22 protein-coding genes are annotated in these 22,220 nt (G+C 73.0%); 17 read left to right on the top strand and 5 right to left on the bottom strand.

Features of this window, described 5'->3' with window-relative positions; translation table 11 throughout:
• Window positions 1-31 precede the first annotated feature (31 nt).
• A complete protein-coding gene (locus C1I92_RS34415; RefSeq protein ID WP_199521183.1) occupies window positions 32-1,783 on the top strand; it encodes a CapA family protein in 1,752 nt (583 codons plus the stop codon).
• On the opposite strand, the gene C1I92_RS12875 is transcribed toward C1I92_RS34415, so the two are convergent.
• Entirely contained in the window at window positions 1,780-2,775 is a 996-nt protein-coding gene (locus C1I92_RS12875) for a hypothetical protein (protein WP_111255064.1), read from the bottom strand. The genes C1I92_RS34415 and C1I92_RS12875 overlap by 4 nt on opposite strands.
• Before the next feature lie 167 nt (window positions 2,776-2,942).
• Entirely contained in the window at window positions 2,943-3,656 is a 714-nt protein-coding gene (locus C1I92_RS12870; RefSeq protein ID WP_199521182.1) for a helix-turn-helix transcriptional regulator, read from the bottom strand.
• Window positions 3,657-3,728: 72 nt separating this feature from the next.
• Here C1I92_RS12870 and C1I92_RS12865 point away from each other — a divergent pair, with 72 nt between their 5' ends.
• Window positions 3,729-4,022 (top strand): hypothetical protein, encoded by a 294-nt coding sequence (locus C1I92_RS12865; protein ID WP_111255062.1) that lies wholly within the window; start codon window positions 3,729-3,731, stop codon window positions 4,020-4,022.
• Here the strand turns inward: C1I92_RS12865 and C1I92_RS12860 are convergent.
• Window positions 4,006-5,145: an RNA polymerase sigma factor gene (locus tag C1I92_RS12860; RefSeq protein ID WP_111255061.1), complete on the bottom strand. Its 1,140-nt coding sequence runs from the start codon at window positions 5,143-5,145 to the stop codon at window positions 4,006-4,008. The genes C1I92_RS12865 and C1I92_RS12860 overlap by 17 nt on opposite strands.
• Before the next feature lie 2 nt (window positions 5,146-5,147).
• Window positions 5,148-5,555, bottom strand: a complete 408-nt coding sequence (locus C1I92_RS12855; protein WP_111255060.1) for a YciI family protein — start codon at window positions 5,553-5,555, stop codon at window positions 5,148-5,150.
• Between the two features lie 124 nt (window positions 5,556-5,679).
• Here C1I92_RS12855 and C1I92_RS12850 point away from each other — a divergent pair, with 124 nt between their 5' ends.
• The 12 genes from C1I92_RS12850 to manD are packed head-to-tail and all read left to right on the top strand — an operon-like array spanning window position 5,680 to window position 17,358.
• Window positions 5,680-6,912 carry a cytochrome P450 gene (locus C1I92_RS12850; protein WP_111255059.1) on the top strand — a complete coding sequence of 411 codons (1,233 nt, stop codon included), beginning with the start codon at window positions 5,680-5,682 and terminating at the stop codon, window positions 6,910-6,912.
• Entirely contained in the window at window positions 6,909-7,109 is a 201-nt protein-coding gene (locus C1I92_RS12845; RefSeq protein ID WP_111255058.1) for a ferredoxin, read from the top strand. The genes C1I92_RS12850 and C1I92_RS12845 overlap by 4 nt, the downstream gene beginning before the upstream one ends.
• Entirely contained in the window at window positions 7,109-8,338 is a 1,230-nt protein-coding gene (locus C1I92_RS12840) for an NAD(P)/FAD-dependent oxidoreductase (RefSeq protein WP_199521180.1), read from the top strand. Before C1I92_RS12845 ends, C1I92_RS12840 begins: the two co-directional genes overlap by 1 nt.
• A complete protein-coding gene (locus C1I92_RS12835; protein WP_158564107.1) occupies window positions 8,335-9,282 on the top strand; it encodes a MurR/RpiR family transcriptional regulator in 948 nt (315 codons plus the stop codon). Before C1I92_RS12840 ends, C1I92_RS12835 begins: the two co-directional genes overlap by 4 nt.
• Window positions 9,279-10,268: a Gfo/Idh/MocA family protein gene (locus C1I92_RS12830; RefSeq protein ID WP_111255056.1), complete on the top strand. Its 990-nt coding sequence runs from the start codon at window positions 9,279-9,281 to the stop codon at window positions 10,266-10,268. Before C1I92_RS12835 ends, C1I92_RS12830 begins: the two co-directional genes overlap by 4 nt.
• Window positions 10,265-11,632 (top strand): extracellular solute-binding protein, encoded by a 1,368-nt coding sequence (locus tag C1I92_RS12825; RefSeq protein ID WP_111255055.1) that lies wholly within the window; start codon window positions 10,265-10,267, stop codon window positions 11,630-11,632. Before C1I92_RS12830 ends, C1I92_RS12825 begins: the two co-directional genes overlap by 4 nt.
• Window positions 11,610-12,590, top strand: coding sequence for a carbohydrate ABC transporter permease (locus C1I92_RS12820; protein ID WP_111255054.1), 981 nt, complete (start codon window positions 11,610-11,612; stop codon window positions 12,588-12,590). Before C1I92_RS12825 ends, C1I92_RS12820 begins: the two co-directional genes overlap by 23 nt.
• Entirely contained in the window at window positions 12,590-13,441 is an 852-nt protein-coding gene (locus C1I92_RS12815) for a carbohydrate ABC transporter permease (RefSeq protein ID WP_111255053.1), read from the top strand. The genes C1I92_RS12820 and C1I92_RS12815 overlap by 1 nt, the downstream gene beginning before the upstream one ends.
• Window positions 13,438-14,259: a sugar phosphate isomerase/epimerase family protein gene (locus C1I92_RS12810; protein WP_111255052.1), complete on the top strand. Its 822-nt coding sequence runs from the start codon at window positions 13,438-13,440 to the stop codon at window positions 14,257-14,259. The genes C1I92_RS12815 and C1I92_RS12810 overlap by 4 nt, the downstream gene beginning before the upstream one ends.
• A gap of 24 nt (window positions 14,260-14,283) precedes the next feature.
• On the top strand, window positions 14,284-15,150 hold the full coding sequence (locus C1I92_RS12805; RefSeq protein WP_111255051.1) for a fumarylacetoacetate hydrolase family protein: 867 nt from the start codon (window positions 14,284-14,286) through the stop codon (window positions 15,148-15,150).
• Complete coding sequence (locus C1I92_RS12800) at window positions 15,147-16,124, top strand: hydroxyacid dehydrogenase (protein WP_111255050.1); 978 nt, start codon at window positions 15,147-15,149, stop codon at window positions 16,122-16,124. The genes C1I92_RS12805 and C1I92_RS12800 overlap by 4 nt, the downstream gene beginning before the upstream one ends.
• 13 nt (window positions 16,125-16,137) lie before the next feature.
• A complete protein-coding gene (gene manD, locus C1I92_RS12795; protein ID WP_111255049.1) occupies window positions 16,138-17,358 on the top strand; it encodes a D-mannonate dehydratase ManD in 1,221 nt (406 codons plus the stop codon).
• A gap of 43 nt (window positions 17,359-17,401) precedes the next feature.
• On the opposite strand, the gene C1I92_RS12790 is transcribed toward manD, so the two are convergent.
• A complete protein-coding gene (locus tag C1I92_RS12790) occupies window positions 17,402-19,621 on the bottom strand; it encodes a sialidase family protein (protein ID WP_158564106.1) in 2,220 nt (739 codons plus the stop codon).
• Window positions 19,622-19,802: 181 nt separating this feature from the next.
• Here C1I92_RS12790 and C1I92_RS12785 point away from each other — a divergent pair, with 181 nt between their 5' ends.
• The 3 genes from C1I92_RS12785 to C1I92_RS12775 form a co-directional block, all read left to right on the top strand.
• Entirely contained in the window at window positions 19,803-20,141 is a 339-nt protein-coding gene (locus tag C1I92_RS12785) for a YciI family protein (RefSeq protein WP_111255047.1), read from the top strand.
• A gap of 38 nt (window positions 20,142-20,179) precedes the next feature.
• Window positions 20,180-21,301: an RNA polymerase sigma factor gene (locus C1I92_RS12780; RefSeq protein ID WP_111255046.1), complete on the top strand. Its 1,122-nt coding sequence runs from the start codon at window positions 20,180-20,182 to the stop codon at window positions 21,299-21,301.
• Window positions 21,302-21,343: 42 nt separating this feature from the next.
• A partial coding sequence (locus tag C1I92_RS12775; protein ID WP_146605118.1) for an FAD-binding oxidoreductase occupies window positions 21,344-22,220 on the top strand: 877 nt, incomplete at its 3' end.

Raw genomic sequence — 22,220 nt, 5'->3', positions numbered from 1 at the left:
TGCTCTGAGATCGAGTTCATAGGCTCGGGGTATGCCGAGCCGTCCTCGTCTCGTGCTGGCCGCGGGCGTCGCCGTGGCGGCGCTCGTCGCCGGCGCACCGGCTCCGGTCGAGTTCGTGCCCGCGACGGGCGCGGCCGTGCCGCCGGCACCGGCACCGTCGCCGGCTCCGGCTCCGGCGCCGGAGGCCTCGGGAGAGACGCTGCGGCTCGCGTTCGCCGGCGACGTCCACTTCGAGGGCGACCTCCGGGACCTGCCCTCGGCCCCGGACTCCACCCTCGGCCCGATGTCCGACGTCCTGCGCGACGCCGACCTGGCGATGGTCAACCTGGAGTCGGCGCTGACCCTGGGCGGCACACCCGCGGCCAAGGAGCTCGAGGACGCGGCGCAGCGGTACTGGTTCCGGACCGGGCCGGCCGCGCTGGACCTGCTGGCCCGCTCCGGCGTCGACGTCGTGTCCGTCGCCAACAACCACGGCGCCGACTACGGGCCGGCCGGCCTCGCCGACACCATCGCGGCCGCCGAGACCGGCGCCGTCGCCGTCGTGGGCGCCGGGCGCACCGACCGGCAGGCGCACGCGCCGTACCGGGTCAACGTCAAGGGCACCGACATCGCCGTCCACGCCGCCGACGCGTCGCCGGCCGAGAGCGCGGACCCGACGTGGGCGGCCGCGCCCGGCACCGGCCGGGGGCTGGCCTCGACCCGCGGCCCGGGGGCGGCGGCGCTCACGGCCGCGGTGGCGGCGTCGGCGGCGCGGGGCGACCTGGTCGTCGTCTACCTGCACTGGGGCGAGGAGGGCAACGCCTGCCCGGTCCCGGCGCAGCAGGACCTGGCGGCGACGCTCACCGCGGCCGGCGCGGACATCATCGTGGGCACCCATGCGCACACGCCGGCCGGCGCCGGTCTGCGCGACGGCGCGTACGTCGGCTACGGGCTCGGGAACTTCCACTGGTATCACGGCCGCGAGTCCGAGACCGGCGTGCTCCGGCTGTCCGTCCGCGACGGCGAGGTCGTCGGGGACGAGTGGGTGCCGGGGCGGATCGCGCCGCAAGGTGGCGGGCCGGCGCCGCTCAGCGGCGACGCCGCCGCTGCCGCCGTCGCCGCCTGGCAGGGGCTGCGTGGCTGTACCGACCTCGCTCCCGGTCCCGGCCCGGTGGCGGCGCCGGACCCCGTCGTCGCCGACGCGCCTCCCGGGCTTTCGTCGTTCGCGTCGTCCATCGAGCCGCTCGGCCCGTCGGTGCTCTCGGCGATGCGCGGGCCGGACCCGGCGACGTGCCCGGTGCCGCTGACGGACCTGCGGCTGCTCACCCTCACTCACGTGGGGTTCGACGGCCGGGCCCGCACCGGCGAGCTGATCGTCCACGCCGAGGTCGCCTCTGACGTCGTGGAGGTGTTCGCCGCGCTCTACGCCGCCCGCTTCCCGATCGAGCGCATGCTCCTCGTCGACGAGTTCGGCGGCGACGACAACGCGTCGATGGCCGCCAACAACACGTCCGCCTACAACTGCCGCCGCGTGGCCGGCCAGCCGACCTGGTCCAACCACGCGTACGGCCGCGCCATCGACATCAACCCGGTCCAGAACCCGTACGTCCTCGACGGCGCCGTCCTGCCGCCCGCCGCCGCCCCCTTCCTCGATGTCGACCGTACCGGCGCCACCCCCGCGCCTCCCGGCGTCATCGCCGACGGTGACATCGTCCGGCAGGAGTTCGAGCGGATCGGCTGGGAATGGGGCGGCCTCTTCTCCGACCCCGACTACCAGCACTTCAGCGCGCCGGAGCGGCCCTAACGATCGTCGAACCGCTTGGTCACGACGAACGCCGTGCCGGCCAGCGGACTGCCGACGGGAGTGTCGGCCCAGACGGCGAGCTGCTCCGGTCGTTCTCCGCAGGTGCCCAGCAGCTCCACCAACTCGTCGACGGTCGGCGCGGAAGATCGAACACAACGGAGAACCGTCTCACCGGTTGTTGTGTTGGGGTCATCGGTGTGCGGTTCCCACCGGCCGATGTCGATGTGCCACTCGTCTCGCCCGTACAGGCCGCTGGGCAGCGGAGCATCCACGCTGAGATAGAGCTGACTTGGGTCGCCCACAGTGGGGTCGTCCATGACGCTGAGCTCGGCTACGTCCATGAACAGCTCACCGTCGGCGCACTCGGCGGTCACGGCCAGCAGTAGCCGAAGATCGTTGATGCCGTTGCTGGTTCGAGTCTTGGTGGCCCCGCGCTCGCACCGATTCAGCTGGCTTCGATCGGTCTCGCTCAACCCGTCCATCCCACCACCGAAGATCAGGAACGGCCGGAAGGATTCCCAGTGACGTCGATCCTCCGACTCCGAAGGGACGGTGCCATCGGAGTGCCCAGCCAAGCCGTCGCGAAGGTGGCGTACTTCGGTCTCCAGCTCGGCGGCGATCGCGGTGCGCACCGGCGGCGCCACCGTTTCGATCGCGTCGTCAAGGTCGGCCAGCGCCTCGTGGAGGAGAAACTTCACGTACTCGTACCACAGGCTGTGTGAACCCCGGAAAAGGTCGCCGCGAAGGCTCCGATCGGTGACCGCCTCGAGGTGGTCGGACGGATACTGGGTGTAACGGTCGTCGCGGGTGTCGAACACACTGATGGGCATGGTGGCGCAGGCGCTGACCCGGTTGAGCGCGTCGACGATCGGCGCGGCGACCCGAGCGTCGTCGACGCTGGTGACGGTCGACGAGACAGTGCCGGCCGAGCCGCGGTAGGTGGCAAGGATCTGGACCTTGCCGCGGTTGGGATGCTGGGAGTAGATGGTCACGAGGGGTCCTTCCATCCGGCGCGCACAGGCAGCACCGGAATGCTCAGAGAACGATGGAAGAGACGGTGGCGAAGGCGCAGTCCAACGCTCCGTGCCTCGAGAAGACGGCGGTGGTTCAGGCGCAATCCCGAACTCCATGCCTGCGATCACCCTACCCGGGCACGCGCTCAGATGGCGCGGGCGTCGACGACGGCGTCGAGGAACGGGCCGGGCGGACGGAGGCGGAACTCGTCCGGGCGCGGCTCGACGTCGGTGAGGCGGTCGATGCGGAACGAGCGGACGTCGCGGCGCAGCAGGTCCCAGGCCAGCACGTACCAGACCGGCAGGTTGTAGAAGAGGTAGTGCGGCTCGATCTCCCGCTCGGTCACCGCGCCGCGCTGGTCCCGGTACCGCACCAGCGCCACCCGGCGCCGAGCGAACGCGTCGAGCAACGCCTTCGTGACCGCCGGTCGGGGCGGGACGTAGCCGGCCAGCACCATGGGCGACGCGGTCCGGCCGGCCAGGATGCGACGGCGCAGGGCGAGGATCCGTCGCGCCTGGGCCGGCGCGAACGCCGCGCCGATCTTCCGGGTGACCGAGCGCAGGTCGTCCAGCAGCAGCGGCGAGCCCACCTTCTCGGCGATGGTGAGGCTGAGCAGCAGACCGAGCGCCTCGGACTCGTTCAGGTGCACCCGGCCCAGCGACCAGCCCGGCTCCAGCCGCAGCCCGCCGCCGACGCCGCGGTCGCCCTCGACCGGGACGCCGAGCTCGCGCAGCAGGGCGAGGTCACGGTGCACGGTGCGCGGACTGACCGCCAGCTCCACCGCCAGGTCGGCGACCGTCGTCCGGTCCCGGGCGGCCAGCAGCGCCTTGAGCGCGTCGATCCGCTGCGTCCTGCTCACCGTCCAAATATGACAGCAAGCGGCATATTAAGCCCTAGCGTCGGCGGCACCCATCGAGACGAGGAGACGAGGATGCTCATCGCACTGGTGCCGTTCGCGCTCAAGCCGGACGTGTCCGAGGACGCGCTGCTCGACCTGTCCGAGCGGTTCGAGAAGGAGTTCGTCGCCGAGCAGGACGGCATCGTCCGCCGGGTCCTGCTGAAGGACGGCGACAGCTACGCCGACCTGGTGTTCTTCCGCGACCAGGAGTCGATCGACCGGGTCATGGAGGCGGAGCGGACCAGCCCGGTGTGCGCCGAGTTCTTCTCGGCCATGGCCAGTGACGGCTCCTACCGTCTCTACCAGGTGCTCAAGAGCTACGACTGAGCCGCGCGGCCTGACGGGTGAGGTGGTCGCGCTCGGCCGGGTCGGCCGCTCGCTCGGCTGCGTCGGCGTAGAGGCGGGCGGCCAGGGCCAGATCGCCGTCGCGTTCGTGCAGGTGAGCGGCGACGGCGGCGTAGCGGGGCAGCGTGTCGTCCAGCTCGGCGAGCGCTGCGAGGCCGGCCCGCGGCCCGTCCGCCTCGCCGACGGCCACGGCGCGGTTGAGCCGGACGATCGGGCTGCCGGTCAGCCGGACCAGCTCGTCGTACCACTCGACGATCTGGGGCCAGTCGGTCTCACCCGCCGTGGGCGCGTCGGCGTGCAGGGCGGCGATCGCGGCCTGCGCCTGGAACTCGCCCAGCCGGTCCCGGGCCAGCGCCGCTTGCAGGATCTCCACGCCCTCGGCGATGAGCCGGGTGTCCCAGAGCGCGCGGTCCTGCGAGGCGAGCGGCACCAGGCTGCCGTCGGCCGCGGTCCGGGCCGCGCGCCGGGCGTGGTGCAGCAGCATCAGCGCGAGCAGCCCGGCCACTTCGGGATGGTCGATCGCGGCCGCGAGCTGCCGGGTCAGCCGGATCGCCTCGGCGGCCAGGTCGACGTCGCCGGAGTAGCCCTCGTTGAAGACGAGGTAGAGGACGCGCAGCACGGTGGCGACGTCGCCGGGCTGGTCGAACCGGACGTCGCTGACGGTGCGCTTGGCGCGGCTGATCCGCTGCGCCATCGTCGCCTCGGGCACCAGGTAGGCCTGCGCGATCTGCCTGGTGGTCAGCCCGCCGACGGCGCGCAGGGTGAGCGCGACCGCCGAGGACGGCGTCAGCGACGGGTGGGCGCAGAGGAAGTACAGCTGGAGCGTGTCGTCGGTCCCGGACACCGGCCCGGGCACCGGCTCGTCCTCGACGACGTCCTCGCGACGCCGGCGGGCGGTGTCCGCGCGGGTGGCGTCCAGGAACTTGCGCCAGGCGACGGTGACCAGCCAGCCCTTCGGGTCCCGCGGCGGGTCGTCCGGCCAGACCCGGACCGCCTCGACCAGCGCGTCCTGCACGGCGTCCTCGGCCGCCGCGAAGTCCGCGCCGCGCCGGACCAGGATCGTCAGCACGCTCGGGGTGAGGCTGCGCAGCAGGACCTCGTCCACCGTCACTCCGTCATCGGCTGCGGCGCGGTGAGCAGGGGCCGCAGCTCGAGCCACTCGTGGATCGGCCGCCCGCCCGCGCCCGGCGCCGCGGACAGCTCACCGGCCAGCTCGAGCGCGCGCTCGTAGCTGTCGACGTCGATCACCATCCAGCCGGCGACGAGGTCCTTCGTCTCGGCGAACGGGCCGTCGGTGACCGGCGGCCGGCCCTCGCCGTCGTACCGGACGAACGTGCCCTCGGGGGCGAGGGCGCGATGGTCGACGAACTCGCCGGACTCCTCCAAGCGGGCGGCGAAGTCGCGCATGTACGTCAGGTGCGCCTCGACCTCCTCGGGCGTCCACTCGTCCATCGGCACGTCGTTCACCGCCGGCGGTGCGCCGCGGTAGTGCTTGAGCAGCAGGTACTTGGCCATCGGACCATTCTGACCGGTCCCCGTGCACGCCGTGTATAGAAGAAGTTTCTTCTCACTCTTGCGGTTTCCCATCATTTATTTCTAAACTGCACGCACCCGAGCGGCGAACAGGGAGGGCACAGCGGTGGTGGACGTGCGGACCGTGCCGGACGAGGCGGGCAGCCTGCCCCGCTTCCCGATGCCGCGAGAGACCCCGTTCCATCCGCCGGCGGCGTACGCGCGGCTGCGGGACACCGCGCCGGTCAGCCGGGTGCGGCTCTGGGACGGCGGCACGGCGTGGCTGGTCACGGGCTACGACGAGGTGCGGGCCGTGCTCGCCGACCCGCGGGTCAGCTCGCGCCGGCAGCACCCCGGCTACCCGTTCGCGACACCGGCCCGGGCCGCGGCCGAGCGGGGTGAGCGCGCGTTCATCTCCCAGGACCCGCCCGGCCACGGCCGGCTGCGCAAGATGGTGACGAAGTACTTCACCGTGCGGCGGATCGAGTCGCTGCGCCCGGTGGTCCAGGACATCGCCGACACCGTCATCGGCCGGGCCGCGGAGCTGGGTCCGCCGATCGACCTGGTCCGCGAAGTCGCGCTCGAGGTGCCGGCCCGGACCATCTGCCACCTGTTCGGCATCCCGGCCGAGGAGCGGTTCTTCTTCCAGGGCCGCGACCACACCCGCAACGCGCTGGACTCGTCGCCACTGGAGGTCGAGGCCGCGACGGCGGACATGCTCGGATACGCGGCCGACCTGGTGGCGCGCAAGGAGCGCCGGCCCGACGAGAGCATCGTGAGCGAGCTGGTCCGCGACCAGCTGCACACCGGCGCCGTCGACCGTGACCAGCTGGTCGCGATCGTCCGGCACCTGCTGGCGGCCGGCCACGACACGACGGCGAACATGATCGCGCTGGGCGTGCTGGAGCTGCTGCGCCACGCGGACCAGCTCGACGAGCTGAAGGCGCGGCCGGAGCTGTGGCCGAACGCGGTCGAGGAGCTGCTGCGCTACATCAGCGTCTTCCAGATCTCGCCGAACCGGGTCGCCACCGAGGACATCGAGGTCGGCGGCGTCGTCATCGCGGCCGGCGAGGGCATCATCACGCCGCTGGCCGCGGCCAACCGGGACGGGCGGGCGTTCCCCGACCCGGACACGCTCGACATCCACCGCGAGGCGCGGCATCACGTCGCCTTCGCCTACGGCGTGCACCAGTGCCTCGGCCAGCCGCTGGCCCGGCTTGAGCTGAATGTCGTCTACGAGACGCTGTTCCGCCGGCTGCCCGGCCTGGCGCTCGCGATCGACACGGACCGGATCGTCGTGCGCCAGTACCTGCTGTCCAGCCTCGGCGAGCTGCCGGTGACCTGGCCGGTGAACCGATGAGCCGCATCGTGGTGGACGAGGAGAAGTGCGTCGGCGGCGGGCAGTGCGTGCTGGCCGCGCCGGACGTGTTCGACCAGGACGACGACACCGGCACGGTGCTGCTGCTCGACGCCGACCCGCCGGCCGGGCAGGACGCCGCGGTCCGGCAGGCCGCCCGGCTCTGCCCGGCGGTCGCGATCACGGTGGCGACGCCGTGATGCGGCGGGTCGTGATCGTCGGCGCGTCCGCGGCCGGGGTGACGGTGGCCGACGCGCTGCGGCACGGCGGCCATCAGGGCGACCTGACGCTCGTCGGCGCCGAGCCGCACCTCCCGTACGACCGGCCGCCGCTGTCGAAGGAGCTGATGGGGGAGCCGGTGGCGTTGCGCGAGCCCGGGCACTACGAGCGCAGCGGCATCGACCTGCTGCTCGGCACGCCGGCCGTCGCGCTGGACCCGGCGTCGCGTCTGGTCCGGCTGGCCGGTGGCCGTGAGCTGCCGTACGACGCGCTGGTGATCGCGACCGGCGTCGGGCCGCGGCGCCTCCCCGGCGCCGAACGGCTGGCCGGCATGCACGTGCTGCGCACGCTCGACGACGCCGCCGGCCTGCGGGCCGATCTGGCGAAGGCTCGCCGCGTGCTGATCGTCGGCGCCGGGTTCCTCGGCGCCGAGGCCGCCGCGAGCTGCCGGGGGCTCGGCCTCGACGTGACTCTGGTCGACCCGCAGCCGGCGCCGGCCGCGGCCGCGCTCGGCACCGCCGTCGGCGGGGTGCTGGCCGCGGCGCACGCCGAGAACGGCGTCGACCTGCGGCTGGGCCTCGGCGTGCGGCAAATCGTGGCGGACGACGGGCGGGTCGCCGGCGCCGTCCTCACCGACGGCGCCCGGGTCGCGGCGGATGTCGTGCTGGTGGCGATCGGCTGCCGTCCGGCGACGGACTGGCTGGCCGGCAGCGGGCTCCCGCTCGGCGACGGCGTCGAGGCCGACGCGACCTGCCGGGTCGCGCCGGACGTCTACGCGGCCGGCGATGTCGCCTCCTGGCGGCACCCGGACCACGGCCGGCTCCGGGTCGAGCACCGCACCAACGCGACCGAGCAGGCCGAGCACGTCGCGGCCGCGATCCTCGGCGCGCCCGCGCCGTTCCGGCCGGTCCCGTACGTGTGGAGCGACCAGTACGGCGTCCGCCTGCAGGCCTGGGGCGTGACCGGCGCCGCACACGACGTGGCCGTCGTCGCCGGCAGCCTGGCCGACGGCCGGTTCGTCGCGCTGTACGGCCGCGACGGGCGGGTCACCGGCGCCGTCGGCCGGCGGATGGCGAAGGCGCTGCGGCAGGCGCGCGAGCTGGTCGCCGCCGGCGCGCCCTGGGCCGAGGCCGTCCGCGCCGGCCCGGACCGGGCCATGATGCCGGCACCCACCGATCAGCGAACCACCCCAGCGAGGAGCACCACGTGACCGAGACACCCAGCACCCCGGCGCCGGACCGCGGCGCCGCCGAGTCGCAGGCCGAGCCGTCCTGCCTGGAGCGGCTGCGGCAGGCCCGCCCGGGGCTCAGCGGAGCCCGCGCCCGAGTCGCCGACACCGTGCTGACCGACCCGTGGAAGGTCCGCGGCGCATCCATCCAGGTGCTCGCGCAGATGGCCGGCGTCTCCGAGAACGCGGTCAGCCGGTTCACCCACGCGCTCGGCTACACCGGTTACCGGGAGTTCGCCCAGGCGCTCTCACTGGACCTGGGCAAGTCGCTCGGGCTGTACCACTCGCACCCGGTCGAGCTGGTGCTGGAGTCGCGCGCCGGGCTCGGCGGCCCGCTGGACCTGGTGCAGCGGGTGATGGCGCTCGAGGTCGAGTGCATGCAGGACACGCTGACGAACCTGTCCGAGCCGGCGCTGCGGCACGTCGTGCACCGGCTCGCCGGCGCGCCCGCGGTGCTGCTGCTCGGCACCGGCACGGCGGCGCCGCTGTGCCACATGTTCTCCTACCGGCTGGCCAGCGTCGGCGTCCCGGTCACCTGGACCGCGGACCCGATGATGATGCTCGCGCACGTCTCCCGGCTCAGCCCGGGCGACCTGGTCTTCGCCATCTCCTACTCGGGCCGGTCCCGCGACACGGTGCAGGCGCTGACATACGCGAAGGAGCGCGGCGTCGAGACGGTCGGGCTGACGGCGAACCCGCAGTCGCCGATCGGCGACGTCACCGACGCGTCGTTGACGATCTTCAGCGAGGCGGTCTCGCGGGGCACGGCGCAGTTCGGCGCCCGGGTCGCCGGACTGGCGCTGCTGGAGGCCATCGCGACGGCCGTGTCGGAGGAGAAGGGCGGCTCGACGTCTGAGCTGGAGGAGCTGGGCGCCACCCAGGCCCGGTTCAACGACCTCCCGCAGGACTGGCGGAACGACTCGTGACGCAAGGGGTGCGGCTGAGCATCGCGGGGGTCGGCCACTGGCACGCGCCCCGGCACGTCGACGCATTCGTGGCGGCAGGCGCGACCGTCGTCGCGGTGCAGGACGACGACCCGGCGGCGGCGCGGCGGTGGGTGACCCGGCTGGGCTGCCCGGCCGAACGATCGCTGGACGACCTGCTCGGCCACGACGCCGACCTGGTCCTGGCGATGCCCCGGCACCGGACCGCACCCGACGTCATCGCCCGGCTGATCGCGCACGGCACCCCGTTCGTCGTCGAGAAGCCGGCCGCCGCGAGTGCCGCCGACCTGTGGCCGCTCGTGCACGCCGCCGAGGCCGCCGGCCGGTTCGCGACCGTACCGCTGATCAACCGGTACAGCACGTTCTGGGAGCAGGTCGGCCGGCTGCGCGCCGACGGCCTGCTCGACCCCACGACGGTGGCCCGGTTCCGGATCGTCAACGGCTCGCCGGACCGCTACGTCGAGGATGACGTCGCGTGGGTGCTGGACCCGGCGGTGAGCGGTGGGGGAGCGCTGCGCAACCTCGGCCCGCATGCCGTCGACGCGTTCCTGTCGCTGGCCGGGGGCGAGGTCAGCGTGGTCGGCGCCGCCCTGTCGCACCGGCAGCACGGGCTGCCGGTCGAGGACCACGCGGTGGCCCTGCTGCGCGACGAGTCCGGCCTGCTCGGGCTGGTCGAGGTCGGTTACAGCGGACCCGACCGCGACGGCACCGACCACGAGTGGGCGCTCACCGGCGCCGGTTCGTCGGTGCGCGAACTGCACGACGTCGTCGAGGTCAGCACCGCCGCCGGCAGCACCACGGTGGACTCGCCGACGGTCATGCAGCGCTACCGGATCTTCGCCGCCGACGTCGTCGAGCGGCTGCGAGCGGGCCGGCCGGCGCCGGTGCCGCTCCGGGCCGCCTGCGCGGCCCTCGACGTGATCGATCGCATCTATGCCCACGGCTCATCCGAAGGAGAGAACCCATGATCGGGAGTGTCAATGGTGCGCCCCTGAGCAGGCGCACCTTCGTCCGCGGCGTGCTCGGCGCGGCCGCGGCCGGCACCGTCGGCGCCGCGCTGTCCGGCTGCGGCTCCGATGACGGCGCGTCGTCCGGCGACGGCGGCGGCAAGCTGGTCTTCTGGCACAACTACACGCAGGAGGCGCGGGTCGACTTCATGCGCCAGGTGGCCGACCGGTTCGAGCAGAGCCACCCGGGCACCACGGTCGAGATCGAGGTCGTCCCGTTCCCGCAGTTCCCGACCAAGTGGCCGGCGGCGCAGGCGGCCGGGTCGCTGCCGGACGTCACCACCGTCCTGCCCGAGCAGGCGGTCTCGATGTGGCATGCGGGCGCACTGAACCCGATGGGCCCGGTGCTCGACGAGCTCGGCGGCGGGTCGGCGTTCATCCCGGGCCTGGTCGACAAGATCGGGCTGTACGAGGGCGAGCACATCCTGCTGCCGCACTACGTGCACAACCGGCTGCTCGCGCACCGCAAGGACCTGCTCAGCGCGGCCGGCGCCAGCCTGCCCGAGCGCCCGACCTGGGACCAGGTGCTGACGGCGGCCCAGGCGGCCACCCGCGAGCCGGACCAGTTCGGCTGGATGCTCAAGCTGTCCGCGGCCGACACCGGCGGCGGCTACCTGCTCTACATGCTCACACACTCCGCCGGTGGCCGGCTGTTCGACGGCGACGGCAAGGCGATGCTCGACACGGCGGAGGTGAAGCGCGCCACCGAGTTCCTCGTCGAGATCGGCCGCACCGCCAGCGGACCGGGCCAGGTCAACTACAACATCAACGACAACTTCTCGCTGATCAACGCCGGGACGACGGTGCTCGCGGAGGTGTCCGGCGCGGAGATCGGGACCGCCGCGATCGAGGCGCCGGACATCGCCGCGCAACTGGCCACCACCTTCATGCCGACCGACGTCAATCCCGGCCACTTGATCGGGGCCATCTCGGTGGCGCTGCCGAAGGGCCGCAACCCCACGCTCGCGCAGGAGTTCGCCGCGTTCCTCTACGCGGAGGAGAACTACGTGCCGTTCCTGCACACGATCCCGCTGTTCATGTTCCCGTCGCTGGCCGCGGCGAACGGGCCGGCGTTCTTCGACCACCCGACGATCGCGCAGTACCAGGCCACCGCGCAGCAGACCATGACCGGCGTCGAGGAGGGGTTCGCCCCCGGTTTCGAGGACGGTCCGTCGCCGTACGCCGGCCCGGTGTTCGCCAGCCACGCGATCGAGCAGGCGCTGCAGTCCATCCTGGTCGGCGGCGCGAGCGTCGACGGCGCGCTGAGCGCGGCCAACCAGACGCTCCAGTCCACCCTCGACAGTGTCTCGTCTCGCCTCGGCTGAGCCGGCCGCCGACCGGCGGCGCTCCCCGCAGCCGCCGGTCCGCGGACCGAGCGGACGGGGACCGCTGGGCCGGCTGGCCGGCTGGGCCGACCGGCGCACGCACGCGCTGCTGGTGCTGCCCGGCGTGGCGTTGCTGCTGGCCGTCGTCGCGTACCCGATCGGCTTCAACCTCTGGAACAGCTTCACCAACCGCAACCTCAGCTTCCCGGTCACCGACTGGGTCGGGCTGGCGAACTACCGGTGGGTGTTGGAGGACCCGGCGTTCTACTCCGCGATCGGCAAGACGCTGGTGTGGACGTTCGCGTCGGTGGCCGGGCAGCTGCTGCTCGGGTTCGCCGGCGCGGTGGCGCTGCAGAACGTCCGGCGGGCGCAGACGCCGCTGCGACTCGGGCTGATCGTCCCGTGGGCGTTCCCGTCGATCGTGCTGGCGTTCAGCTGGCGGTTCATGCTCGACCCGATCGTCGGCGTGCTCAACGACGCTCTGCTCGCGGTCGGCGTCATCGACGAGCCGCTCGCGTGGTTCGGGAACGAGTCCACCGCGATGCCGGCGATCGTCGTGATGAACATCTGGTTCGGCTTCCCGTTCATGATGGTGGCGCTGCTGGCCGGGCTGCAGACGATCCCGGCCGAGCACTACGAGTCCGCCCGGGTGGACGGCGCGAGCTTCTGGCAGGAGCTGCGCCACATCGTCCTGCCGGCGCTGCGGGCGCTGATCGGCGCGCTGGTGGTGCTGCGCACGATCTGGGTGTTCAACAACTTCGACTTCGTGTACCTGGCGACGGCGGGCGGCCCGGCCGGCGCGACGGAGACGCTGGCGGTGTACGCGTTCCGGGTCGGCTGGACGAACTTCGAGATCGGCCGGATGGCGGCGGTCTCGGTGGCGATGCTGGCCGTGCTGGTCGTCATCGTCGCCGTCTACCTGCGGGTGCTGCGGCCGGACCGGGACGAGGAGGCGTGATGGCGACGACACTCATCTCGGGCGGCCGCAGCCGGACCACCCGCATCGGCGCCGCCGTCGTGCTGGTCCCGCTGGTGGCGTTCGCGGTGTTCCCGCTGGTCTGGATGGCGCTCTCGTCGGTGAAGCCGCCGGAGCAGCTGTACTCCGGCGACCCCGGCTGGCTGCCCGACGGCATCGACTGGGGCTTCTACCGACGGGTGCTCGACGGCACCCCGTTCGCGGAGTTCATGGTCAACAGCCTCGTCGTCGGCCTCGCGTCGACCGCGATCGTCGTCGTGCTGGCGGCGATGGCCGGCTACGGGCTGGCCCGCGGCAGGTTCCGCGGCCGCGCGGTGATCTCGCGCAGCGTGCTGGTCGCGTACGTCTTCCCGACCATCCTGTTCGTGATGCCGCTGTTCATCCTGGTCTCCGACCTGGGCCTGGCCGGAGGCTATCCCGGCATCGTGCTGGTGCACGTCGTGTTCAACTTCCCGTTCTGCGTGTGGCTGATGATGCAGTACTTCCGCACGCTGCCGGTCGAGATCGAGGAGGCCGGCCGGGTCGACGGGCTCAGCCACGCCGGCGTGTTCGTGCGCATCGCGGCGCCGCTGGCCGCGCCGGGCCTGGCCACCACCGCGATCTTCGGCTTCCTCAACAGCTGGAACGAGTTCCTGCTCTCGTTCGTGATCCTCGGCAGCGGGGAGCGGCGGACGCTGCCGGTCGGCATCTACAACTTCCTCGGCAGCGAGGTGGCCGACTGGGGTCCGCTGATGGCCGCGACGACGCTCGCGGTGCTGCCGACGCTGGCGCTGTTCCTGCTCGTGCAGCGGCGCATCACCGGCGGCCTGACCGGCGGCGCGGTGAAGGGATGAGCCGCTGGCCGCTGTGGCTGCACTCGATGGCCACTCCGGAGACCGACGTGGCGGGGTGCCTGGCGATCGCGCACCGGCTCGGGCTGGACGGCGTCGAGCTGATCGTCGCCGACGACTACCCGGCGGCGCTCTCGTCCCAGATGGACGCGGCGAGAGCGGCGGCCATGGCGGACGGGCTCGGCCTGCGGGTCGGCGTGCTGTGCTCGTACGCGCGAGACCTCGACGACGAGTCCGCAGCCGTGCGGGACGCCACGGCGGACGCGTTGCGCCGGGCGGTCGACCTGGCCGCCGCGGCCGGCGCCGGGCACGTCCGGGTGCTGGCCGGCCGGGACCGCCCGGCGGACGACCGTCCGGACGCGGCCAGCCGTGCGGCCGCGACGCTGCACGCCGTCGCCGCCCACGCCGGGCCGGCCGGGGTGAGCCTCGACGTCGAGAACCACATGGACACGCTCGCCACCAGCGCCGCCGCCACCCGCCAGCTGGTGGACGCGGTCGCCGCTCCGGCCGTCGGCATCCTGTACGACCAGGCCAACCTCGCCATCATGGCCGCCGAACCGCCCGCAGACGCCGTCGGCGTGCAGCGGGAGCTGATCCGGCACGTGCACGTGAAGAACTTCGTCCGTTCCGACGGCTTCGAGGGCCGCACCCCGGTCGGCCTGGCCGCCGGCGAGGTGGACTGGCCGGTGACGCTGGGGCTGCTGGACGGGTACACCGGCGCGCTGACGCTGGAGTACGAGCGGCGCTGGTACCCCGACGTGCTGCCGCCCGCCGACGTCGGCCTGGTCGCCGATCTGGAGCTGCTGCGCTCCCTCTCCTGACCGATCACTGGAATGAGGTCCCCGATGCACCTGCTGAGCTTCCGCCTGCCCGGAGCCGTCCCCGCGTGGGGCGTCGCCGCCGGCGACCGGGTCGCCGTCGCGCCCGTTGGCGCGCCGCCGGACGTCGCGACGCTGCTGGAGCTGCCACTGGCGGAGCGCGACGCTGTGCTCGCCGCGGTCGCCGGCGAGGAGCGAATCGCCCTGGACGAGGTGGAGCTACTGGCGCCCATCCCGCGGCCGCGCCGCAACGTCTTCGCCGTCGGCGCCAACTACCGAGGCCACGTCGAGGAGTCCGAGCACTCGGCCGGGCCGCCGGCCAGCCCGATCTTCTTCACCAAGGCGACGACGTCGGTCACCGGGCCGGGGCCGGTCGCCGTCGACCCGGCGCTGAGCACCCGGGTGGACTGGGAGGTGGAGCTGGCCGTCGTGCTCGGCGCCGGCGGCCGGCACCTGTCGCGGCCGGAGGCCGAGGCGGCGATCTTCGGCTACACCGTCGCCAACGACCTGTCCGCTCGCGACCAGCAGCACGGCCGGCCGGAGGGCCAGTGGTTCCTCGGCAAGAGCCTGGACGGGTTCTGCCCGCTCGGCCCGTCGCTGGTGACCCGCGACGAGGTGCCCGACCCGGCCGCGCTGCGGCTGACGCTCACCGTCAACGGCGTCGCGAAGCAGAACTCCACCACCGCGGACATGGTCTTCGACGTGCCCGCGCTGCTGGCCGAGCTGTCCCGCTTCGTGACGCTGCAACCGGGCGACGTGCTGCTCACCGGCACGCCGTCCGGGGTCGGCGACGCGCGCACGCCACCGGAGTACCTGGCGCCCGGCGACGACGTGGTCGCGCGGATCGAGGGGATCGGCAGCCTGGCCACGACGATCGTGGACGGCGCCCGGTGAGCGCCCGCGTCGTCGTCGCCCTCGGCGACGAGCTGCGCGGCCGGGTCCTCGCCGGCGCCGACCTGGATCGGCTGGCCGCGGCGGCCGACGTCGTCGTCTCCCTGGACCCGGCCGAACTGACCGCCGCGGACGTCTGCGTCACCGGCTGGGACACGCCGCCGCTGCCACCGTCGTCGTACGCCGACGGCGCCCGCCTGCGGCTGGTCGCACACACCGGCGGGTCGGTGCGGTACCTGATCCCGGCCGCCGCGCTGGATCGTGGCGTACGGGTCACCCAGGTCGCCGCGGTGCTGGCCGAGGCGGTGGCCGAGTTCGCGGTGATGTCGATCATCGCCGGACTGCGCGACTCGGTCGGATTCGCCACCGCGCTACGAGCCAGCGAGCCGTGGGCCGACCTCGCCGCCCGGCCGCCGGGCCGGCTGCTTCGCGACCGGACCGTCGGCATCGTCGGCGCCAGCCGCACCGGCCGGGCGACGCTGCACCGGCTGCGCCCGTTCGGCTGCCGGTGCCTGGTGTACGACCCGTTTCTCGACAAGGCGGACGCGGCCGCGCTCGGCGCCGAGCCGGTCGATCTGCAGCGGTTGCTGCGGGACTCCGACGTCGTCTCGCTGCACGCGCCGGTGCTCCCGGCGACCCGCGGCATGATCGGCGCCGCGCAGGTCGCGGCGCTGCGACCCGGCGCGCTCGTCGTCAACACGGCCCGGTCCGCCCTCGTCGACGGTGTCGCACTGCTCGCCGCGGCTCGCGCCGGCCGGGTCCGCGTCGTCACCGACGTGTTCGACGCCGAGCCGCTGCCGGTGGACGACCCGTGGCGCCGCGCCGACGGTGTCGTCGCCACCCCGCACATCGCCGCGCTGACCGCCGACACGCTGCGAGAGCAGGGCGCGGTGACCGTCGACGAGGTGCTCCGGTTCCTCGCCGGCCGGCCGCTGGAGCACGAGATCACCCGCGCGGCGTACGACACCGCCGCTTGAGACCGGAGGACCCATGCTGATCAAGGCCGTCGACGTCATCGTCACCCGCCCGGGCCGCAACTTCGTCACGCTGAAGATCACCACCGAGGACGGCCTGGTCGGCTGGGGCGACGCGACCCTCAACGGCCGCGAGCTGGCGGTCGCCGCGTACCTGAGCGAGCACGTCGCGCCGATGCTCGCCGGCATCGACGCGCACCGGATCGAGGACACCTGGCAGCTGCTCTACCGCGGCGCGTACTGGCGGCGCGGGCCGGTGACGATGGCCGCGATCGCCGCCGTCGACGTCGCGCTGTGGGACCTCAAGGCGAAGGTCGCCGGGCTGCCGCTGTACCAGCTGCTCGGTGGCGCCAGCCGGGACCGCTGCCTGGTCTACGGACACGCCAACGGGCGCGACACCGAGGAGCTGCTGGACTCGGTGCGGGCGCACCTGGAGCTGGGCTACCGGGCCATCCGGATCCAGTCCGGGGTGCCCGGGCTCGGCTCGATCTACGGCCTCCCGCCGGCCGACGACCGGCTCGGCCGGTACGAGCCGACCAGCGCCGGCGGCCTGCCCGCCGTCGAGACCTGGGACAGCCCCGCCTACCTGCGGCACATCCCGGGCGTGTTCGAGACGGTCCGGAACGAGTTCGGGCCGGAGCTGCCGCTGCTGCACGACGCACACCACCGGCTCACCCCGATCCAGGCCGCCCGGCTGGCGAAGGCGCTGGAGCCGTATGACCTGTTCTGGCTGGAGGACGTGACCCCGGCGGAGAACCAGGAGGCGCTGCGGCTGGTCCGCGCGGCGTCGACCACCCCGCTGGCGATCGGCGAGGTGTTCAACAGCATCGTCGACTACCAGCTGCTGATCCGCGAGCAGCTGATCGACTACGTCCGCTCGCCGGTCCCGCACGCCGGTGGCATCACCGGGCTGCGCCGGGTCCTCGACTACGCGGCGATGTACCAGGTCAAGTCCGGGATGCACGGGCCGGTCGACGTGTCGCCGGTCGGGCTGGCCGCGTCGCTGCACCTCGGCCTGGCGATCCACAACTTCGGCATCATGGAGTACATGCGGCACCACCCGTTGGCCGGCGAGGTCTTCCGCTCGACGCACACGTTCGACGACGGCGGGCTGCACCCCGGCGACGAGCCCGGTCTCGGTGTCGACGTCGACGAGGAGGCCGCCGCGGCGTTCCCCTTTCAACCGGGCTACCTGCCGGTGAACCGGCTGGCCGACGGGACCGTGCACGACTGGTGAGGAGGACGGTGCGCCCGAGCATGCCCGGGCGCACCGCCGCCTCTCAGCGGATCTCGCAGGTCAGCCGCATCCAGTCCATCTGGAACGCGGCCGTGTCGCCGTTGTTGCCGGCCGACCAGAGCCGCACCGCCGGAGCGGTGTCACGGTCCTGGATCGTCCAGCTGGCGCCGGTGTCGACGCCGTTGCGGAACAGCCGGGCCTCGCCGGCATCGGTGTCGACCCGCCAGGACGCCAGCGCTCCGGCATTGCTGAGCGCGTAGACGCGGGTCCAGTCGGTGTCGCCCTTCTTGATCGTGTAGACGCCGTCCTGCTGGATCGCCAACATCAGCCGCCGGCTGCGGTTCGTCACGCTGACGGTGAGGCTGCTGCCGTGCCCGTTCGACGGGTTCAGCGCCGCGTAGTCGGTGACCTGGGCGCGGAAGTCCAGCGAGAAGTCGCACCGATCCGGCAGATCCTTCGTGACGGCATTCTGCGTGGTGGTGCCGCTCTGGACCCGCAGCTCGCCGGCCGGCGCGATGGTGCCGCCGGTGCCGTACGGCACCCAGCCGGTGAGGTCGTCGAACGTCGTGGAGACGAGGCTCTCCTCGACGCTCACCCAGTTCACCGACGACGCCGCCGGCGACCCGCTGGTGCCCGACGCGGACACCGTCGTCCGGACCGGCGCCGTGCTGGCCGGCACCGTCCACTCCACCCCGGTGTCGACGGAGTCGAAGAACAGCCGGGCGGTGCCGTCGGCCTGGACGATCACCCGGTACTGGTGATCGTTCGCGTCGATCGCCTGGGTGAGCACCCGTTGCCAGGTCGCCGCGCCGGACACCCGCGCGTAGACGCCGTCGGACTGCACCGTGAAGGCCAGCTCCCGGCTGCCGTTGGCCACCCGCAGCTGCAGGCTCGCGCCGACGCCGGTGGTGGTGTTCAACGTCGACGCGGTGGTGACGCGCCCGGTCATCGCCGCGATGAAGCCACCCTGGTAGGCGTGGTCCTGATGCACCGTCGTCGTGGTGCCGGCGGCGTTGGTGAGGTTCAGCCGGCCGCCGGTGACGGCCGCGGTGCCGCCGTTCGCGGTGGTGGTCCATGGCCCGGTGGCGTCCCAGTTCTCGTTGACGCCGGTGAACGAGTCCGAGACGTCCAGCTTCATCACCTTGATCGCCGACGTGTCGTGCTCCCAGACGACGAAGAACTTGCCCGGCGCGTACTCGTCGGCCATCGCGTAGGTGTCCCAGCCGGCGCTGTGCGGCCGGGCTACGATCGGCGGCCCGTCGGCGACGAACCGGCCAGGACCCCAGGGCTGGCCAGGCTTCTTCACCTTGTAGTTGAGGATCGACCGCCAGTGCGGCGGCCGGGTCTCGACCGGGCTGGGGAAGATGCCGCCCATCGTGTTGTAGATGGTGAGGAACTGCCCGTTCGAGTCCACCGTCACGTATCCCTTGGTGCCCATGTTCGGGATGTTGGGCTCGAACGCCAGTGGCGACCAGGTCAGGCCGCCGTCGTTGCTGGAGGTCCGGGACATGTAGACGGTGCCGGTGACGTAGTCGGCGGCCGGTGCGGCGACCCGGTTGAACATCAGCAGCTGGTTCGGGTTCTCCGGGTTCACCACCAGCTGGTTCTCGCCGGACTTGGTGTTCAGCGGGTCCGGTGCGAAGGCGCCCGCCGTCCAGTTCACCAGGTCGGTCGAGCGCATGACCGCGACCTGACCGCCCTTCCAGAACGGCGCGATGTGGTAGTTGCCGTACTTCAGCGGCCGGCCCGCGATGACGAAGCTGGACGGCACGCCGCTGAAGTTCGCGGTGTGGTCGGTCCAGTTCTGCCCGCCGTCGGTGCTCTTCTTCACGAACGTGGTGACCGGCTGGCCGTTGGTCGAGCCGGCCGGCGCCCGGCCGAGGAACGCGTAGAGCGTCGTGTCGACCTTGTAGAAGATCACGTAGTGCCAGCCGTAGGTGGCGTCCTTGGCGGCGAGGGTCTGCGGCGTGCTCCAGTTCGCGCCGCCGTCGGTCGAGTAGGAGTACTTGATGGCGCCGTTGTCGTACTGACCGGCCGTGTTGCCTTCGCGCCAGGCGGCGACGACGTTCATCGGGCTGGTGGAGATGATGTCAGGCGTGCGGATGCCGTCGCCGTCGAGCAGGGTGAGGTCGGAGTGGACGGTGACTTCTGGGGTGAAGCCTTCGGAGTGGGCGGGCGAGGCCAGCAGGGTGAGGAGGAGGGAGAGCGCCGCGACCAGTGCGCCGATGACGGCGGGCGGCCGGGCCAGGCGTGGTGCGTCCATCGTTGGCGGCTCCATGCTTCGGTGGAAGGGAGGCAGCTGCGCGTCGTGGATGGTCGATCTCTGCGGCCGGCAGATGATCAGGAGGCTAGCAGTAAATACTGTGATTCGACAGGTCTCAGAAGTTTATTCTGACACGTCTCATTCCGGGGCGCTGTCTCGTCATAGGGGTGAGGAGGTGTCCATGCAGTACGCCCTGATGATCTACACCGAGGCCGGCCACGACACCGAGCTGTCCGAGGACGAGCGGATCGCGGAGAAGGCCGAGTACGAGACCCTGCGCGACGACCGCCGATTCCTCGGCGGCACGCGGTTGCAGCCGGCCGAGACGGCGACCAGCGTGCGGGTGGCCGGCGGCCGGACGCTGCTGACCGACGGCCCGTTCGCCGACACCAAGGAGGTGCTCGGCGGCATCTGCCTGGTCGAGGCGGCGAACCTCGACGAGGCCCTCGAGCTGGCCGCGAGCATCCCGGCGGCCCGCCACGGCGTCGTCGAGGTGCGGCCGCTGGCGGAGCAGCGCTGAGCTCGCTCGACGAGGTCTTCCGCGACGAGTGGGGCCGGGTGCTGGCCTCGCTCGCCGGGTTCCTCGGCGACCTCGACCGCGCCGAGGAGGCCGCACAGGACGCGTTCGCCGTCGCCGCCGCGCGCTGGCCGGCCGACGGGGTGCCGGACCACCCGCGGGCCTGGCTGGTGACGACGGCGCGGAACCGGGCCATCGACCGGATCCGCCGCGAGCGGACGCTGGCCGAGAAGATCCACCTGCTGCCGGCGCCGGAGGCCACGATGGACGAGGTCGACGACACCGTGATCAAGGACGAGCGGCTGGAGCTGATCTTCACCTGCTGCCACCCGGCGCTGGCGCTGGAGGCACAGGTGGCGCTGACGCTGCGGGCGCTCGGTGGCCTGGAGACCGCGGAGATCGCGCGGGCGTTCCTCGTCTCCGAGGAGACGATGAAGCGGCGCCTGACCCGGGCCAAGGCGAAGATCAGGGCGGCCAGCATCCCGTTCGCCGTGCCCGACGAGCGGCTGCTGCCGGACCGTCTCGACGCCGTGCTGGCGATCATCTACCTGATCTACAACGAGGGCTACAGCGGCCGGGTCGACCTCGGCGCCGAGGCGATCCGGCTGGGCCGGGTGCTGGCCGGTCTGCTGGCCGGCCGGCCCGAGGTGCACGGGCTGCTCGCGCTGATGCTGATCCACCAGGCCCGCCAGCGGGCCCGGTTCGACGGCGACGACCTCGTGCTGCTGGCCGACCAGGACCGCTCGCTGTGGGACGGCGCGCTGCTCGCGGCCGGCCGGGCGGCGCTGGACCGGGCGGTCGAGCTCGGCGGCGACGGTCCGTACGTGCTGCAGGCGGCGATCGCGTCCTTGCAGACGCGGGAGCGGGTCGACTGGCCGCGAGTGGCCGGGCTGTACCGGCGGCTGGTCGAGCTGACCGGCTCGTCGGTGGTCGAGCTGAACGGCGCCGTCGCGGTGGCCGAGGCCGGCGATCCCGCGGCCGCGCTGCGCGCCGTCGACCGCCTCGACCTCGACGACTACCTGTACTTCCACTCCACCCGCGGCGAGCTGCTGCGCCGGCTCGGCCGCGACGACGAGGCGGCCGCCGCGTACCGTCGCGCCCTCGGCCTGGCCACGACGACACCCGAGCGGCGGTTCCTCACCCGGCGGCTGGAAGAACTCTGACGCGGTCCGTCCCCCGGGTGGCGGTCCGTTCGTCACCTCTACATGAGCGATGTAACGACACTGGTCGTCGACGGTGAGCTGATCCGCCCCGGCGACGACGCCTACGACACGCACCGCAACGCCTATCAGCGCCACGGCGCACCGGCCCTGATCGTGCGTGCCAGCAGCACCGACGACGTCCGCCGGACCGTGGCCGCCGCCCAGGAGCAGGACCTCGTCCTCTCGGTGCGCAGTGGCGGGCACGGCGGTCCCGGCTTCGCCACCAACGACGGCGGCATCGTCCTCGACCTCGGCCCGCTGGACGGCGTCGAGGTCCTCGACGCCGGCCGCCGCCTGGTCCGCATCGGCGCCGGCGCCCGCTGGGCCGGCGTCACGCGAGCGCTGGCCCCGCACGGCTGGTCGATCTCCTCCGGCGACACCACCGACGTCGGCGTCGGCGGGCTGATCCTCGGCGGCGGCATGGGCTGGCTGGTGCGCCAGGAGGGCCTCACCATCGACGCGCTGGTCGCCGCGGAGGTCGTCACCGCCGACGGCCGGGTACTGCAGGCCGGCGCCGACGAGCATCCGGACCTGTTCTGGGCGCTGCGCGGCGGTGGCGGCAACTTCGGCGTCGTCACCAGCTTCGACGTGATCGCGCAGCCGGTGCCCGAGGTGTACTCCGGGCACATCGCCTACCCGCGCGCCGACGCCGCCACCGTCCTCAGGGGCTGGCGCGACGTCATGCGGGCGGCGCCGGACGCGCTCACCTCGATGGTCGTGCTGCTGCCCGAGGGCTTCGCGCCGCAGGCGCTGATCGTCGGCGTCTGCGTCGCGCACGGCGACGCCGCGGCCGCCGAGCAGGTGATCGAGCCGCTGCTCCGGATCGGCGGTGCGACCCCGCTGGACCTGCGGGTGCGGCCGTACGGCGACGTGCTCGCCC

The organism is Jiangella anatolica (assembly GCF_003236295.1).
GTDB classification, from domain to species: domain Bacteria; phylum Actinomycetota; class Actinomycetes; order Jiangellales; family Jiangellaceae; genus Jiangella; species Jiangella anatolica.
Note: the sequence above shows the minus strand (reverse complement) of the source record. Positions and strands in the feature narration are given on the sequence as shown.

What these genes read in the sequence shown, in the direction of transcription:
- C1I92_RS34415 (WP_199521183.1), top strand. Translation starts at nt 32, where the DNA reads ATGCCGAGCCGTCCTCGTCTCGTGCTGGCCGCGGGCGTCGCCGTGGCG.
- C1I92_RS12865 (WP_111255062.1), top strand. Translation starts at nt 3,729, where the DNA reads ATGCTCATCGCACTGGTGCCGTTCGCGCTCAAGCCGGACGTGTCCGAG.
- C1I92_RS12855 (WP_111255060.1), bottom strand. Translation starts at nt 5,555, where the DNA reads ATGGCCAAGTACCTGCTGCTCAAGCACTACCGCGGCGCACCGCCGGCG.
- C1I92_RS12845 (WP_111255058.1), top strand. Translation starts at nt 6,909, where the DNA reads ATGAGCCGCATCGTGGTGGACGAGGAGAAGTGCGTCGGCGGCGGGCAG.
- C1I92_RS12840 (WP_199521180.1), top strand. Translation starts at nt 7,109, where the DNA reads ATGCGGCGGGTCGTGATCGTCGGCGCGTCCGCGGCCGGGGTGACGGTG.
- C1I92_RS12825 (WP_111255055.1), top strand. Translation starts at nt 10,265, where the DNA reads ATGATCGGGAGTGTCAATGGTGCGCCCCTGAGCAGGCGCACCTTCGTC.
- C1I92_RS12815 (WP_111255053.1), top strand. Translation starts at nt 12,590, where the DNA reads ATGGCGACGACACTCATCTCGGGCGGCCGCAGCCGGACCACCCGCATC.
- C1I92_RS12810 (WP_111255052.1), top strand. Translation starts at nt 13,438, where the DNA reads ATGAGCCGCTGGCCGCTGTGGCTGCACTCGATGGCCACTCCGGAGACC.
- C1I92_RS12805 (WP_111255051.1), top strand. Translation starts at nt 14,284, where the DNA reads ATGCACCTGCTGAGCTTCCGCCTGCCCGGAGCCGTCCCCGCGTGGGGC.
- manD (WP_111255049.1), top strand. Translation starts at nt 16,138, where the DNA reads ATGCTGATCAAGGCCGTCGACGTCATCGTCACCCGCCCGGGCCGCAAC.
- C1I92_RS12790 (WP_158564106.1), bottom strand. Translation starts at nt 19,621, where the DNA reads ATGGACGCACCACGCCTGGCCCGGCCGCCCGCCGTCATCGGCGCACTG.
- C1I92_RS12785 (WP_111255047.1), top strand. Translation starts at nt 19,803, where the DNA reads ATGCAGTACGCCCTGATGATCTACACCGAGGCCGGCCACGACACCGAG.